The sequence below is a fragment of the Streptomyces sp. NPDC004609 genome (assembly GCF_042873655.1).
In the GTDB taxonomy this organism is placed as follows: Bacteria; Actinomycetota; Actinomycetes; order Streptomycetales; family Streptomycetaceae; genus Streptomyces.
Window position 1 is genome coordinate 37,236 of record NZ_JBIALS010000012.1, and the last position, 13,545, is coordinate 50,780.

Annotated in this window: 10 protein-coding genes and 2 pseudogenes; 6 read left to right on the top strand and 6 right to left on the bottom strand. The window is 73.1% G+C overall.

The features are described from left to right. Positions 1-2: 2 nt before the first annotated feature. Both ACFYT4_RS14445 and ACFYT4_RS14450 read left to right on the top strand, forming a co-directional pair. Entirely contained in the window at positions 3-809 is an 807-nt protein-coding gene (locus tag ACFYT4_RS14445) for a class I SAM-dependent methyltransferase (protein ID WP_389268129.1), read from the top strand. A gap of 420 nt (positions 810-1,229) precedes the next feature. After that, on the top strand, positions 1,230-2,351 hold the full coding sequence (locus tag ACFYT4_RS14450; RefSeq protein WP_389268131.1) for a cation diffusion facilitator family transporter: 1,122 nt from the start codon (positions 1,230-1,232) through the stop codon (positions 2,349-2,351). Between the two features lie 210 nt (positions 2,352-2,561). On the opposite strand, the gene ACFYT4_RS14455 is transcribed toward ACFYT4_RS14450, so the two are convergent. After that, the gene (locus tag ACFYT4_RS14455) at positions 2,562-3,365 is read right to left on the bottom strand and encodes a hypothetical protein (protein WP_389268133.1); all 804 of its coding nucleotides are present in this window, start codon (positions 3,363-3,365) and stop codon (positions 2,562-2,564) included. A 309-nt stretch (positions 3,366-3,674) separates the two neighbouring features. On the opposite strand from ACFYT4_RS14455, the gene ACFYT4_RS14460 reads away from it, so the two are divergent. After that, on the top strand, positions 3,675-3,977 hold the full coding sequence (locus ACFYT4_RS14460; protein ID WP_389268135.1) for a hypothetical protein: 303 nt from the start codon (positions 3,675-3,677) through the stop codon (positions 3,975-3,977). A gap of 350 nt (positions 3,978-4,327) precedes the next feature. Then, a pseudogene (locus ACFYT4_RS14465) lies at positions 4,328-4,576 on the top strand (hypothetical protein); the annotation flags it as partial. A gap of 364 nt (positions 4,577-4,940) precedes the next feature. Here the strand turns inward: ACFYT4_RS14465 and ACFYT4_RS14470 are convergent. From ACFYT4_RS14470 to ACFYT4_RS14480, 3 genes and pseudogenes are all read right to left on the bottom strand, one after another. Next, on the bottom strand, positions 4,941-5,804 hold the full coding sequence (locus ACFYT4_RS14470) for a DUF3592 domain-containing protein (protein WP_389268137.1): 864 nt from the start codon (positions 5,802-5,804) through the stop codon (positions 4,941-4,943). Between the two features lie 78 nt (positions 5,805-5,882). Next, positions 5,883-6,977, bottom strand: a complete 1,095-nt coding sequence (locus tag ACFYT4_RS14475) for a hypothetical protein (RefSeq protein ID WP_389268139.1) — start codon at positions 6,975-6,977, stop codon at positions 5,883-5,885. A gap of 277 nt (positions 6,978-7,254) precedes the next feature. Then, positions 7,255-7,740, bottom strand: a pseudogene (locus ACFYT4_RS14480) (site-specific integrase); the annotation flags it as partial. A gap of 71 nt (positions 7,741-7,811) precedes the next feature. Here ACFYT4_RS14480 and ACFYT4_RS14485 point away from each other — a divergent pair. Then, the gene (locus ACFYT4_RS14485) at positions 7,812-8,555 is read left to right on the top strand and encodes a Clp protease N-terminal domain-containing protein (RefSeq protein WP_389268141.1); all 744 of its coding nucleotides are present in this window, start codon (positions 7,812-7,814) and stop codon (positions 8,553-8,555) included. Positions 8,556-8,696: 141 nt separating this feature from the next. Here the strand turns inward: ACFYT4_RS14485 and ACFYT4_RS14490 are convergent, their stop codons facing one another. Together ACFYT4_RS14490 and ACFYT4_RS14495 are read right to left on the bottom strand one after the other, a co-directional pair. Continuing rightward, the gene (locus ACFYT4_RS14490) at positions 8,697-9,092 is read right to left on the bottom strand and encodes a hypothetical protein (protein WP_389268143.1); all 396 of its coding nucleotides are present in this window, start codon (positions 9,090-9,092) and stop codon (positions 8,697-8,699) included. Positions 9,093-9,577: 485 nt separating this feature from the next. After that, the gene (locus ACFYT4_RS14495; protein WP_389268145.1) at positions 9,578-10,501 is read right to left on the bottom strand and encodes a MurR/RpiR family transcriptional regulator; all 924 of its coding nucleotides are present in this window, start codon (positions 10,499-10,501) and stop codon (positions 9,578-9,580) included. A 327-nt stretch (positions 10,502-10,828) separates the two neighbouring features. Between ACFYT4_RS14495 and ACFYT4_RS14500 the strand changes: the two genes are divergently transcribed. Next, on the top strand, positions 10,829-13,354 hold the full coding sequence (locus tag ACFYT4_RS14500; RefSeq protein ID WP_389268147.1) for a SpoIIE family protein phosphatase: 2,526 nt from the start codon (positions 10,829-10,831) through the stop codon (positions 13,352-13,354). Positions 13,355-13,545: the final 191 nt, after the last annotated feature.

The window sequence follows — 13,545 nt, forward strand, 5'->3', positions numbered from 1 at the left end:
CGATGGATTCCCCCGCGATCGACCGTACGACGGACGCCGAACGCTACGAGGTGATCAGCTCCGGCTTCGACCCGGAACTGTTCGCCGCCGCCGCGATCGGCACACACGACCGGGTGCTCGACATCGGGTGCGGCTACGGCGCCACGACACGGTCGGCCGCCCGCCGGGCTCCCGACGGGCATGTCGGCGGGAACGACGTGGTGGAACCGATGCTGGAGCGGGCACGGGAGTTCGCCGACTCCGAGGGCATCGCCAACGTGACGTTCGAGGCGGGCGACGCACAGGTGCATCCGTTCCCGGCGGGTGGCTTCGACGTCGCGATCAGCCGGTTCGGGGTCATGTTCTTCGCCGGTCCCCTCGCCGCGTTCGCCAACATCGGCCGCGCCCTGCGGCCGGGCGGACGCCTCGTCTTCACCACCGTCGGGCCTCCGGAGCACAACGACCTGCCCACGGTGCTCGCCGCCGCGCCGAAGAAGCCGGTACACAACCGGCCCGCCGCGCCTGCCGCGTCCGCCGTGCATTCGCTCGCCGACCCCGAGCACATCGGCGACGTGCTCACCCGGGCCGGCTTCCGTGAGGTCACCGCGACCTCGGTGGAGACGACGATCGCCCTGGGGCAGGACGCGGCCGCCGCAGCCGCGTTCGTCCTCGCGTGGGGAGCCTTTCGCGGCATCGTCGACCACACCGACCCGGACGCCGTGGCCACCGCGCGCGCCGCGCTCACATCGGCGGCCCGGCGCTTCGAGACCCCCGGAGGCGTCCGCCTGCGCAGTACCGCCTGGCTGGTGCACGCGGTGCGCCCGGCATAGGGGCGCGGGATCGCGTCCACCCGCAGGCGGGCCCGGTCGGTGGTGTTCCGCGTGGCCGGGAGCGCCTGCGCCGGTCCCGTCTTCCCCGGGGCCGGTGCGGGCCAGTCGTCGGAGCCCGGTCGGGGCACCCGCGCGCGGGGAAGCGGGTGCCCGGACAGCGGCTCGGCCCGTCGGAGCCCGCACGGACCGGAAGGCCCGGGCCCGTCGGCCACGTGCGCCGGCGTACGCGCGTCCGGACGAGCCGCGCCACCTGATCCGTACGCCCTCCGACGGGCATACCGCCGTACGCGTGCGACAGCGGGCCGGTTTCCCCCCGGTGTACCCGGTTGCCCACCGGGCGCAGCTGCGAGTGCATCGCACCTGGTCACAGGGTGTATGACGGTGGTGGCTGCAGGGGAATCCCTGTGCCACCGTGGGGGCATGGACGCGCAACGGCACGACCGTACGCACGACCACCACCACGATCCGGGCCTCGGGCACGGCGTCCCGGAGCACGGGCACGGCGAGTCCCGCCGGGCCGCTCCGCGCCACTGGCCCGCACACCTGGCCACGCCGCACGCCCATCACAGCGGTGACAAGGTCGACACGGCGATGGAGACCTCCCGCGAGGGGATGCGGACCCTGTGGATCTCCCTGGCGGTCCTGGGGACGACCACCGTGGTGCAGGCGGTGATCGCCGCCCTGTCGGGGTCGGTGGCGCTGCTCGGCGACACGATTCACAATGCCGCCGACGCCCTCACCGCCGTCCCCCTGGGGATCGCGTTCCTGCTGGGACGGCGGGCGGCGAACCGCCGCTACACCTACGGCTACGGCCGCGCCGAGGACCTGGCCGGCATCGTCGTCGTGGCGACGATCGCCGCCTCCGCGGTCCTGGCCGCCTTCGTCGCCGTCGACCGGCTGCTCCACCCCCGTGAACTCACGCATCTGTGGGCGCTCTCCGCGGCGGCACTGGCCGGATTCGCCGGCAACGAGTGGGTCGCCCGCTACCGGATCCGCACGGGGCGGCGGATCGGCTCCGCCGCCCTGGTCGCCGACGGCCTCCACGCCCGTACCGACGGCTTCACCTCCCTGGCCGTCCTGCTGGGCGCCGCCGGGTCCGCGCTCGGTCTGCGCGCGGCCGACCCCGTCGTCGGCCTGCTGATCACGGTCGCCATCCTGTACGTCCTCAAGGACGCCGCCCGCGAGGTCTGCCGGCGGCTGATGGACTCGGTCGATCCGGCCCTCGTCGACACCGCCCGGGCCGCGCTGCGGGAGGTGGAGGGAGTACGGGACACCGGGCAGCTGCGGATGCGGTGGATCGGCCACACCCTGCGCGCCGAGGCCGACATCGTCGTCGACCCCCGCCTGACCGTGGTCCAGGCGCACGAGCTGGCCGTGGCCGCCGAGCACGCCCTCATCCACGCCGTACCCCGGCTGACCGCCGCGACCGTCCACACCGACCACCCGCCCACGGACGGTGACCCGCACCGGGCCCTCGCCCACCACCGCGGCGGGACCGTCCCCGCGGACCCGGCGTCCGGGGGCATGGTCGGTGCCGGCTGAGATGATCACCGGATGACGGACTCCGCCGCCGTCACGGCGTACGGGGAGGCAGCCGCCGCGCACTTCGACGACGAGCCGGACCACGGCCCGCGGGCCGCGCGGACCCGCGACGCGTAGCCGGACCTCCTCGCCTCCTGGTACCTCCGGCCTCCGGACCGACCACGGCTTCCGGACGTACCCCGGCCTTCCCGGACGGCGCGGCTCCCGCCGCTACTGCACGCCGGGTGTCAGTTCGACGCGCATGCCGTCGTTCTCCCGCAGGACGTAGACGGAATCCGTCGTCGCGTTCCAGCCGATGGGTACGGCGTAGTAGCGCCCGTCGCGTTCCGCGATGAGCCGCAGGCCGGTGTACCGGTAGCGGAGGTGGACACCCGCGCCGAGGTCCTCGAAGTGGAGGTCCGGCGACCGGGAGGTCAGGCCGAGCCGTTCGGCGCTGAAGACGACGAGCCCGGTGCGCTGGACCACGTCGTGTGCGGCGTTCCTGGCGTGCCGCTCCCCGAGCTGCGCGGCGGCCAGGGTGACGGTCCAGAACAGGAACACACCGGCGGCGAAGACCGGTAAGGCCGTGTCCCGCAAACCCCTCGGAGCGTCGTCCCGGTCGATCCGGCGCGCCTCTCCCAGCAGCAGGCCGAGGCCGATGAGGAGAGGACCGAGCCAGCGGTACGGGAGAAACAGCTGCCACACCCACCACAGGACGATCAGGATCAGACCGGCCGCCACGAGGACCGGGTAGCAGCGTGCCAGAGCCGGCATGCCGGACGACGCGGAGCGCACCACGCCGGCGGGCAGCGCCTGCCGGGGCCGCCGTCCGCCGACGGTAACGGCGACGACCAGCACGACGGCACCGACGAAGACCGGGAAGGTCATCAGACTGAGGCTCTGCAGGACGAATTCGGCGAAGCCGAAGCCGAGGGAGAAGGGAGAGAGATGGAAGTAGCCGTAGTAGGCGCTTGTATAGATCACGCCCAGATAGAACATCAGCGCGGCGATCAGAGACGCCTGTGCGGCCACCATCCTGATCAGGGCCGTGGGGGACGGATCGTCCGGGCCTGCCGACCGGGCCCGCCCTGCCGCGCGCGGCTCCGGTTCGCTCACGTTTCGCCCGGCGCCGGGGGCGTTCCGGGGGGCGGCGGGCAGCCGGGTGAGCCGGGGCAGGCGGGTGCGAAGGATTCCGAAGGTGTGACGCCGGGCCCCTTCTTCTTCGACGGCCCGGTGTTCGTCGGAGGCGGCGGAGGGGGAGGCACCGACTCACCGCCGTAGGAAGGGGAACGGCCGCCGGCCGAGGGACGTGCCGACGGCGAGGGCGGCGTGGAGCCCGGAGCCGTGGAGGCCGGTGACATCGAACCGGAGGACGCCGAACCGGAGGACGCCGAACCGGAGGACGCCGAACCGGGCGAGGTCGAGCCGGGGGACCGGTCGCCCTTGTCCGGGTCCCCGTTCGATCCACACGCGGCGATCACGCCGACGCAGGCCACGGCCAGGGCGGCCGAGGCCGCGAACACGCCGGTGCGGGCCACCCGGCCGGGGCCGTTGCTCATGCGTGTTCTCCAGATCTTCCGCGTATGTGGGGCGTTTCAGGTACTTCGGGTATTTCCCGATATCGGGGTAGGTCAGCGGGGAGCGTAGCGCCGTCCTCGCCGGTCGCACGAGGAACCGGCGGGGGCCCGGGCCCGTACCGCTCCATCGGAGCAGCCTGATGCGGGCGTCGGTTCCCACACGGAGGTACGAACGGTGCGGCGACGCTCCGACGGCGTTCGGTACGGGGCAGGCGCCCGACCCGTCCCGCCGAGGAACACCGCCACCGTGTTTCTCGGCCCGCCGGTGTCCGCGGCCCGCCGTCGTGGCCGTCCGGGAGGCGGCACCTTCCGGCCGCCGGGGGCGGCCTCCGCCCCCTCCAGTCGCACCCGGACGGTCCGCCGGCCCCGCGGGTCGGGGGAGGAGGGCCCGGCCCGGGCGGTGGCGCACCCCACGGAGGCCGAACGGTCCGTCACCCGGCGCGGCGGGACACCACCTTCCCGGTCGTGTTCGACGCCACCGGCGAGCAGGTCGACACCGACACCGGGGAGATCAGCCCGCCGGAGGTGGTGACCCTGACGGCGATGGGGGAGCGGATCGAGGAGGCGGTGCCGCGCGCGGAGTCGGCCGCCGCGATCGCCGCGCTGTTCGAGCCGGCGCTGCCGCTGGGCGCGGACGCGGCATGGCGGGCGATGCCGGTCACCCGCTTCCCGCCACCGGATCCCTGTCGGACCACCCTCCGGTCGGCGAGCGCGGCCACCTCGGTGAAGGACGCGCGGAACAACGGCTCGTCACCGGACGGCACCCGGAACACGGGTGAGGTGGTGTACCGCGGGCCGGTCGGTCCTGTAGATCGCGGCGTTCGGACCGCGTACGACACCGAAGAACAACTCGCCTGGTTGTCGGGCTTCTTGTCGTGCACCAGCGCCCCGAGCCACCGCAGCGGCACCCGGAAGGTGCTCTCGGGACTGCCCGGGCCGAACAGTTCGAACGCGCCCCGGTCCACCCGTAGACGCAGGTCCTCGTAGTCGAACGCGAGGGGATCCACGGCGGGAAGACAGCCCGGCTCCCGTGTCACAGCGCGACCACCCCCACCACGGCCGCCGCCGCCACGACCAGAAGGCCCACGACGTTGACGACCATGTCCCGCTTCCAGGACCGGCGTTCGGCCTCGACGTCCAGGACGAAGACGGCCGGGTCGTCGGGGGCGTAGTGGATCGTGACGTCCAGGCCCCGCGATCCGGCGGGGTCCCGCAGCCCCGACTCGCAGTAGGCCGTGACGGCCCTGCCGTCGAGGGTGGTGAAGGTGATGACCGGCACCAGGCGGGTGGAGGTGTGGCCGTCGTCGGCGTCGACGCTGACGTTCTTGAGCACGGCGACGACACGGCCGGGTACGGCGGCCATGGCGGCCAGCTCGTCGAGACGGCGTTTCCTGTCGCGTACGTTCCCAGGCAGGTGGTACACGCCGGAGAGGGCCCATGGCCCGCAGAAGCCGAGCAGAGCCCACGGCCAGCCCCAGTCGATCGCGGCGGCGACGACCAGACCGGCGTAGACGAGGAAGACCGCGAAGGCCGGCCAGCCGAGACCGCGCCCGCCTTCGGAGAGGTCGCTGGTGAACCGGAAGGCGTGGGGTCTTCCGCGCGGGTAGTGGACGCCGATCTCCCGGCCCGTCCAGGCCACGCTGATCCTCTCGCCCCGCTCACCGTCGTTGGTGACGGTGAACTCCTGCCCGGTGGAAGGGTCCTGGAAGGAGACGACCACGGCTATCCCGTCGTTCGGGGAGCTTCCGTGCCGGGGCTCCCCCACCCGCTCGATCCGCCCCTTCGCCCGGACCGTCCGCTGCGCCCGGGTCACCCCGGCCAGCGACCTCCCGTACCCGACCAGCGCGAGCGCGCCGAACACGACACACCACAGCACCAGATATCCGTGCCGGCCCATCCGTCTTCCCTCCTGCCACTTCGGGGACGGCCACCGAGCACACCCGGGCCGTCCGGAACAGTGCGGTCCCAGGGCACCTCACCGTGCGGGCGCGCGCCGCACCACCTTGCCCTGTCCGTTCGCCTCCAGTGACGCCGTGCCTTCGGGCCCGGTGACGGCGACCCTGATGACGAGGGGGCCGGTGAGACGGTCAGCGGTGATCTGCCAGGTCCGTGGGGAGGGGACGCCGAGGGTGGTCGTGGCCTCCTCGACCAGGGCGGGGAAACGGTCGTAGGGCAGCGCACGGGGGTCGAACCCCGGGGTCTGCGTGCCGGTCGGCGAGAACACGACCGACAGCAGGCGCTCCTGCACGACGACGGTGAGCGCCTGGCGTGTGCCCCCGCCCTTGGTGAGCGAGCCGAGGGCCCGGTCCAGCTCGCCCTTGTCGAGAATCGACTGGCCCGGGCCCAGGGCGACCGTTCCGGTCGCCGACGACACCACCGTGGTCGACGACGTGGAGGAGACGGACGGCCGCGCGTCCGAAGGCGGCTTCGCGGTGTCGTCCCGGTCGAAGAGGTCCGCACGGAAAGGCAGGACCACGACGACCGCACCGAGCAGCAGGCCGAGGAGCACGACGAAGCCGGAGGCACAGCCTTCCGGGGACTCGGCCACCCTGGCCGTCCCAGGCACCGAGTCGAGGCGGGCCGAGGCCGCCCGGTCCTCCCACTCCGGTGTCGGCCGCTTGACGATGCGCACCCGCCACGGCCGGTCCGGCGGGTACTGGACCACCAGGACGCCGCGCGGCCGGTAGTCGGGCAGCTCCACGAGGTTGATGTCCTGCGTGATGTCCACCCGGTACGCCGGCCCGTCGTCCGGTACGACGGAGAGCTCGAACCGCACCGGTACGTCGCTCGACTCGCCCCCGACGGCCTCCAGGCTCTCGATCATCGCGAGCGCCGTGCGGGGCACGACCGCCGCCTCCCGGGCACGCCGCGGCCTACCGGCGAGGAAGAACAGCAGTCCGCAGACCGCGGGCAGAACCAACCCCGTGGCGAACAGCGGCACGTTCTCGACGATCCCGCCCACGACGAGCGCGGCGAGCGACGTCCCGGCCACGCCACCGGTCAGGAATCCCCGGGCGAGCGCGACGGGCGTGTTGTGCGTGGGCGGCGGCGCACCCGTGGTGATCGTCATACGGGCGATTGTGCTGGGCTCAGGTGACGGGCGGTAGACCTCAGTATGATCTCCCGGCAGGTCACGGCGGAATCACCTCGATCGCTTCTCCGAGGCGGTGGAGCACGGCGCCGAGTTCGCCCGGTGCCGGCCGGAGCGCTCGCGGACGATACGGGCCGGTGGCGAAGGCGTCCGCCCCAAGTCCCTCTTTTCGGCCCGCGCGTGGGAGTGCGGGCGGTTCATCCCCCGGGGCGGGAGGACGGATCCGCGACGGTCCCGCCCCGGTCCGCGGTCGGTGTCGGCTGTCGCCGGGCGCAAGCAGGCCGGTGACCTCGGCGATCGCCTCTGCCGAGGGAGGGAAGCAACGCCGCACGTTCCCCGGCTTCCTGGGCCGCGACTTCGCCATGGGCATCGGCAGGCTTGCCCCCGCCTCGCCGAGGTGGGTGAGCGCGGAGCGCAGGTATTCGTGCAGGTCCCCGCCTGTTCCCGGTACCCCGCCGACGGCTGTGTGCGCGTCCAGCAGGGCGCGGGCCTGCCCGTACGACAGCCGGGTCGGCCCGGTGTCGGGGCAGACGTCGCGGGATCCGAGGACCTTTCCGGGGCCGGGCCTGCGGTGGGTGACGAACACCGGGCCGCGGGTCCGCCCCTTGATCAGCCGGGGCAGCGGGCGGGCGGTGCCGGCGTCCCGGTACACGGGCTCCAGCACAGACTCCTCGCGCGGGCCGCCCCGGCGTCGGGCGCGCGGCCGGGCGCCCTTGGCCTTCACCGGGGCCCGGCATCCGGCCGGGTACTGACAGAGACCATGGCTGTCAACTATAGGTTGACAGTCGCGGGGTGGCAACCTAGGGTTGACGCATGGAGAATTCCGAACCCATCACCGCCACCGTGCGCCTCGACGATCTGATCGCGGCCATCAAGATGTCCCACACCGACGCCCTCGACCAGTTGTCCGACGCGGTCATCGCGGCGGATCACCTGGGCGATGTGGCCGACCACCTCATCGGCCACTTCGTGGACCAGGCGCGCCGCTCCGGCGCGTCCTGGACGGACATCGGCCGCAGTATGGGCGTGACGCGCCAGGCCGCTCAGAAGCGCTTCGTCTCCAAGGAGGGCGACGGAGCCCAGATGCTGGATCCCAGCCAGGGGTTCAGCCGGTTCACCCCGCGCGCCCGCAACGTCGTCATGGCCGCGCAGCGGGAGGCCCAGGCGGCCCGCAGCGCGAAGATCTCTCCCGCCCATCTGGTGCTCGGGCTGCTGGCCGAGCGCGAAGGGATCGGCGCGCGGGCGATCGTCGCGCAGGACGTGCTGCTGGACACCGTCCGGCAGGCCGCGACGGCGGTCCTGCCTCCGGGTGTCGACGAGGCCCCCGAACTGGTGCCGTACGACGCCGGCTCGCGCAAGACGCTGGAGCTGACCTTCCGGGAGGCCCTGCGCCTGGGCCACAACTACATCGGCACCGAGCACATCCTGCTCGCGCTGCTGGAGTGGGAGGACGGCGACGGCGTGCTGACCGGGGCGGGCATCGGCAAGGCGGCCGTCGAGGAGTACATCGCCGAGGCACTGGCCGCGGTCGTCGCCGAGGGGGAGGGGAAGGACTGACCCGCGCGGGTCCCGGTGCTCCGAGAGCCGGGCCCGGCCTGGTGGTAACGCGCCGTCCGGATCCGGGCGGGGCCGCGCGCGCCCTGGCGCCCCGGTCCCGCTCGGATCCGACACGAAGGGCCCAGCACCGGGGCCCGTCCCCTACACCGGCGTCCGTCCCCGGCCGCGGTGGCGGGTCTCGTCGACGAGCGCGTCCGTGATCAGCCGTACGCCACGGGCCAGCCGGTTCAGCTGCTCCAGCTCCACGGCGTACAGCCTGACGGTGTTCTCGACGACCTGGTCGGACACCCCGAGCCTCGGCAGCTCCGCGCGGCAGGTCTGGAAGGCGGTGCGCACGGCCCGTATCTCATGCTGCACCTGGAGCTGGGCGTGCCGCGCCAGGACCATGTGGTGGCGGGTGAGCGTCGAGTAGCCGGCGTACCGGGCCGGGAGCAGATCGCGCAGCCAGCGGGCGGCGGTGCGCTCCCAGTCCGGGGTTCCCGGGGACTTGACCTGGCACGGCCAGTCGGACGCGATCTCGGGGTGGAACGGGTGCATCGTCGCTCCAGGAGGGGCTCGGAAGCTGGTCCGGGTCGCAGCCGGACCGGAAGATTTTGGCGGCCCCGGCCCAGGGGTTGGCCGAGGCCGCCGAGTTGGGCATCCGCAGGGGGCGGAGCCCTGACGGAACACCTTGGTGCAGACGCGAGGAGGAGGCGTCGTTCCCCGGTGTCCGGTTCTAAACTGCCCGCGAGGGCTCGTCGTGACCGATCGCAGCGGTGCCGCCCTGCGGGGGCACCGGCTCCGGCAGCCGGCCGCGCCGTGAGTCGCCTAAGGCTGGGCGATGGGTCATGTGCATGGTCGCGGGCTGCGGCCTTCCTGAAGGGCATGGGTGACTCCGAGCACCCGTTGATCTCGGTGCCACTCCACGAAGTAAATATATATACCGTCGAGTAAGCAAGGGTATGAAAAAATTCATGCATACCCGGGTCTGAAAAGTCTTGTTCTTCCCGAGGCGGAAGGGGCGGGGTCGCGGGTGTGCGGAGTCAGTCCTCGATGAAAAAATTGTGCTGCTCAGCGGCCTGTTCGTAGTCTTCGAGCCGGGCCTGGGTACGCTGCGGGTCGGCGTCCGCCATGGCCTGCAGGAGCGCCGCGGAAAGCACCCCGGGCGCCGCGTACGAATCGAAGACGAGCCGCGATCCGGTGGAGGCCAGCAGCACCTCGTCGGCCTCTTCCACGAGCCGGCCGAGCGCGAGCTCGGTGATCAGCGCGACTCTCAGACCCGCTCTTCTGGCCGCCCGGATGGCCGCCAGGGTCTCGTGCGCGTGGCGCGGCATCGCGAACGCCAGGACCCAGGTCCCGCCCGCCGCCCGCGACTGGAGCAGGGTGTCGTACGCGACGCTGCCCCCGCGTGTCACCGTGCGCACATCCGGGTGGATCCGGCGCGCGGCGTAGGCGAAGTACTCCGCGAGGGAGACGGAGATCCGCAGGCCGAGGATGGTCAGCGGGACCGAGCGGGCCAGCTCGCGGCCGACGTCGAGCACCTGGTTGGTGTCGGCGAGTACGCGGCGCAGGTTCTCCAGGTTCTCGATCTCGGCGTCGACGGCCGCCTGGAGCTCATTGCGCCGGATCTCCTCCCGGGTGTCGGGCAGGCCCGCGACCGCGCTCAGCGCGATCGGCTGGAGAGCCTCCCTGAGCGCGGGATAGCCGCTGAAGCCCAGCGACGCGGCGAACCGGGTCACCGACGGCTGGCTGACCCCGACCCGCTCGGCGAGATCGGTGATCGACAGGAACGCGGCCTCGGTGAGGTGGTCGGTGATGTACTGCGCGATGCGCCGCTGACCGGGCGAGAGCCGGTGGCCGCCGAACAGGGCGAGCACCCGGTCCGTGGGGGCGGGTGCGGCGGCGGGCTCCAGTCTTCCCGGCGTGATCGCAGACGCCTGAGCGCGTGACTGCTGATCTGATGGCACCGGTGTCACTCCTTCTCGTCCCACTCCCGCTCAACATAGCCCAGTCGCCGCGGCGCTCCGAGGGCGCAGTCTTCCCCCGCGGCCCTGCGTCTCGTATACCGGACGGCCCGCGGACGGGTGATCCCCGGCTGAACTCCTCTGAGAACAACCGGGGTTGGGATATCGCGCTCCGATCGGCGGGAGTGTACGACAGCAGGGAGAACGATCGTTCTCCACGCCGTGGTAACCCGGGGAACATCTCTGTGAAGGCTTCCGGAGGCGCCCCTCGGGCCCCCCGGCGGCGCCCTCCCGGACCGAGGGATTCCGCGTCCCGGGCGGACGAAGGAGATGCGCACCGGCGCGGCCGGGGAGCATGCTGACTGTGTGACCTGGTACGGCGCGACCGGGAGCACCCCGCCGAGGCAGCCGGGGGTGACGCCCGGAACACCGAAGGGCGGCAGAGTGCCGGACGAACTGGAGCTGCGGCTCGCCCAGGCGGTCGTGGGTGCCGTGGAGGCGGTCGGCGGTTATGCCGGCGGGGTCTATCTGCGCTCGGAGACACAGGGGCTGCTGCGGCTGGCCGTGCTCGCCGGAATGCCCGGCGAGCTGTTCCGCCCGTGGTGGCGGATGCATGTGAACCGCCCCTTCCCCGTGGCCGAGGTCCACCGCTCGGGGTGCGCGATCCATCTCGCGGACGCCGAGGAGGCCATGCGCCGCTTTCCGCAGCTCATGGCGGGCCTCCCGTTCCCCTTCGGCTCGATGTACGCACCGGTGGCCGGCGGCGGTGAGAAGTTCGGGGTCCTGGTGGTGCTGCGGCGGGCCACGCCCGGACACCCGGTCGGCACCGGCGACCGGCACCGGATGCACAACGCCGCACGGCGGCTCGGGGTCTCGCTGGGGGTACTCAGCGGGGGCGGCTCGCCCGTCGTGTGGGACGGAGAACCCGTCCCGGTCCAGCTGCCCGCCCTCGGCGCACCGCTCGTGCGGGCCGGCCGCTTCACCTGGGACACCGGCACCGGTGCCGTGGCGGCCGACGACGAGACGTGCGCCATTCTCGGCACCGAGCCCGCACTCTTCGAGGGGACCATCGACGCGCTCACCGAGCGGCTGCCGCCCCAGGACACGTTCGGGCTGTGGACGATCGCCCGCCAGGCCGCCGGGTCGGGGCGCCCGGCGTCCCGCACGATCAGGCTGCACGGACCGGACGGCCGGGCCCATCTGCTGGAACTCACCGGCGGCCCGGCCCCTGCGCCGGGCGGCGGCCCGGGGAGCGTACTGACCGGGCTGCTGGTGGACCTCGGCGGTGCGCCGGTCGTTGACGAGGCGGCCGACCGGCTTCCGCACGGGGTGCTCTCGCTCGACCGCCTCGGGCGGATCACCTACCTCAACCGGAGCGCGGAGACCCTGCTCGGCCGGGGGAAGCCGGAGCTGACGGGCCGCGTCCTGTGGGACGAACTGCCCCGGCTCGCCGATCCGTCGTACGGGGACCACTTCCGGGCCGCCCTGATGTCCCAGACACCGGTCCACTTCGTGGCCCGCCTCACCGGGGACGCATGGCTGGAGGTCTCGCTCTACCCGGGCCACGACGGGCTGACCGTCACGATCGCGGCGGCCGACCGGCCCTCCCGCAGACCGAGGACGCCGGCGCCCCCCGGCACGGTGCCCGCCCGTTCGCCGGACCTCTACCGCCCGGTCGCCCTCGCCATCGCCCTGACCGAGGCCGTCACGGCCCGCCAGGTGTCGGCGGTGGTCACCGACGAACTGCTGCCCGCGTTCGGCGGCCGGCAGCTGGCGATCTATCTGCTGCAGGAGCGGCATCTCTTCCTCGCCTGGGAGACCGGCTTCCCGCAGGGCTTCCTCGACCGGTTCGACGGTGTCGGGCTCGACGCCCGGCTGCCCGGCGTCGAGACCCTCACCTCGGGCCGCCCGATCTTCTTCGAGTCGATGGAGCACCTGGCGGCGGCCTACCCGGGAATTCCCCTGGACGCCCATGTCGGCGCCCGGGCCTTTCTGCCGCTGATCGCCTCGGGCCGCCCGGTGGGCTCCTGCATCCTCGGCTTCGACCGGCCCCGGGACTTCCTCCCCGAGGAGCGTACGGTTCTCACCGCGCTCGCCGGACTGATCGCCCAGGCGCTCGAACGGGCCCGGCGCTACGACACCGAGGCGGCCCTCGCCCGGGGACTCCAGGACGCCCTGCTGCCGCACCGGCTGCCCGTCCTGGAGAACGCCACCACCGTCGGCCGCTATCTTCCCGGCACCCAGGGCATGGAGGTGGGCGGCGACTGGTACGACGTCGTCGAGGCGGGCGACCGGATGATCGCCCTCGTCATCGGCGACGTCCAGGGCCACGGGGTGTCGGCGGCGGCCACGATGGGCCAGCTCCGCAGCGCCGTACGCGCCTTCGCGCTCAGCGGGCACGATCCCCGGGAGGTGATGAGCGGTACGAACCGGCTGCTCATCGATCTCGACCCGGGGCAGTTCGCCAGCTGCTGCTACATCGTCGTCGATCCGGCGACCGGCCGGACCCAGGCGGCGCGGGCCGGACATCCGCAGCCGCTCCTGCGGCATCCCGGCGGCCGGACGGAGGTCCTGGATCTCGCGGGCGGGGTCGTCCTCGGAGTCGACCCCGCCGCGGTCTATCCCGTCACCGAACTGCGTCTGGACGCCGGGGCGGTGCTCGCCCTCTACACCGACGGGCTGGTGGAACAGCCGGGGACCGACATCGACTCCGGCGTCGAACTGCTGCGCGGAACCCTCGCCGACTGCGGGGACGGCCCCCTCGCCGAGACGGCCGACCGCCTGATGCGGGAGGCCGGACAGGCGGCCGACCGCCCCGACGACATCGCCCTGCTGCTGGCGTCCCGCTGGGACTGACCGCCCTCAGGGCGCTTCTGATGGGTCTTGCTGGGCTCGCGTGCCCTGGTGCCGCGCTCCCCCTGGGCCTGGCGGCCCGGGAGGTACCCCCACGCCGCGTTGTCGTCGGTCGCCCATGGCCCCCTGTGCCCTGCGGGCACGGGGGTACCCCCACCGCAGTGGCTCTCCCCCGGAGCTTCGCCCGGGAGGTA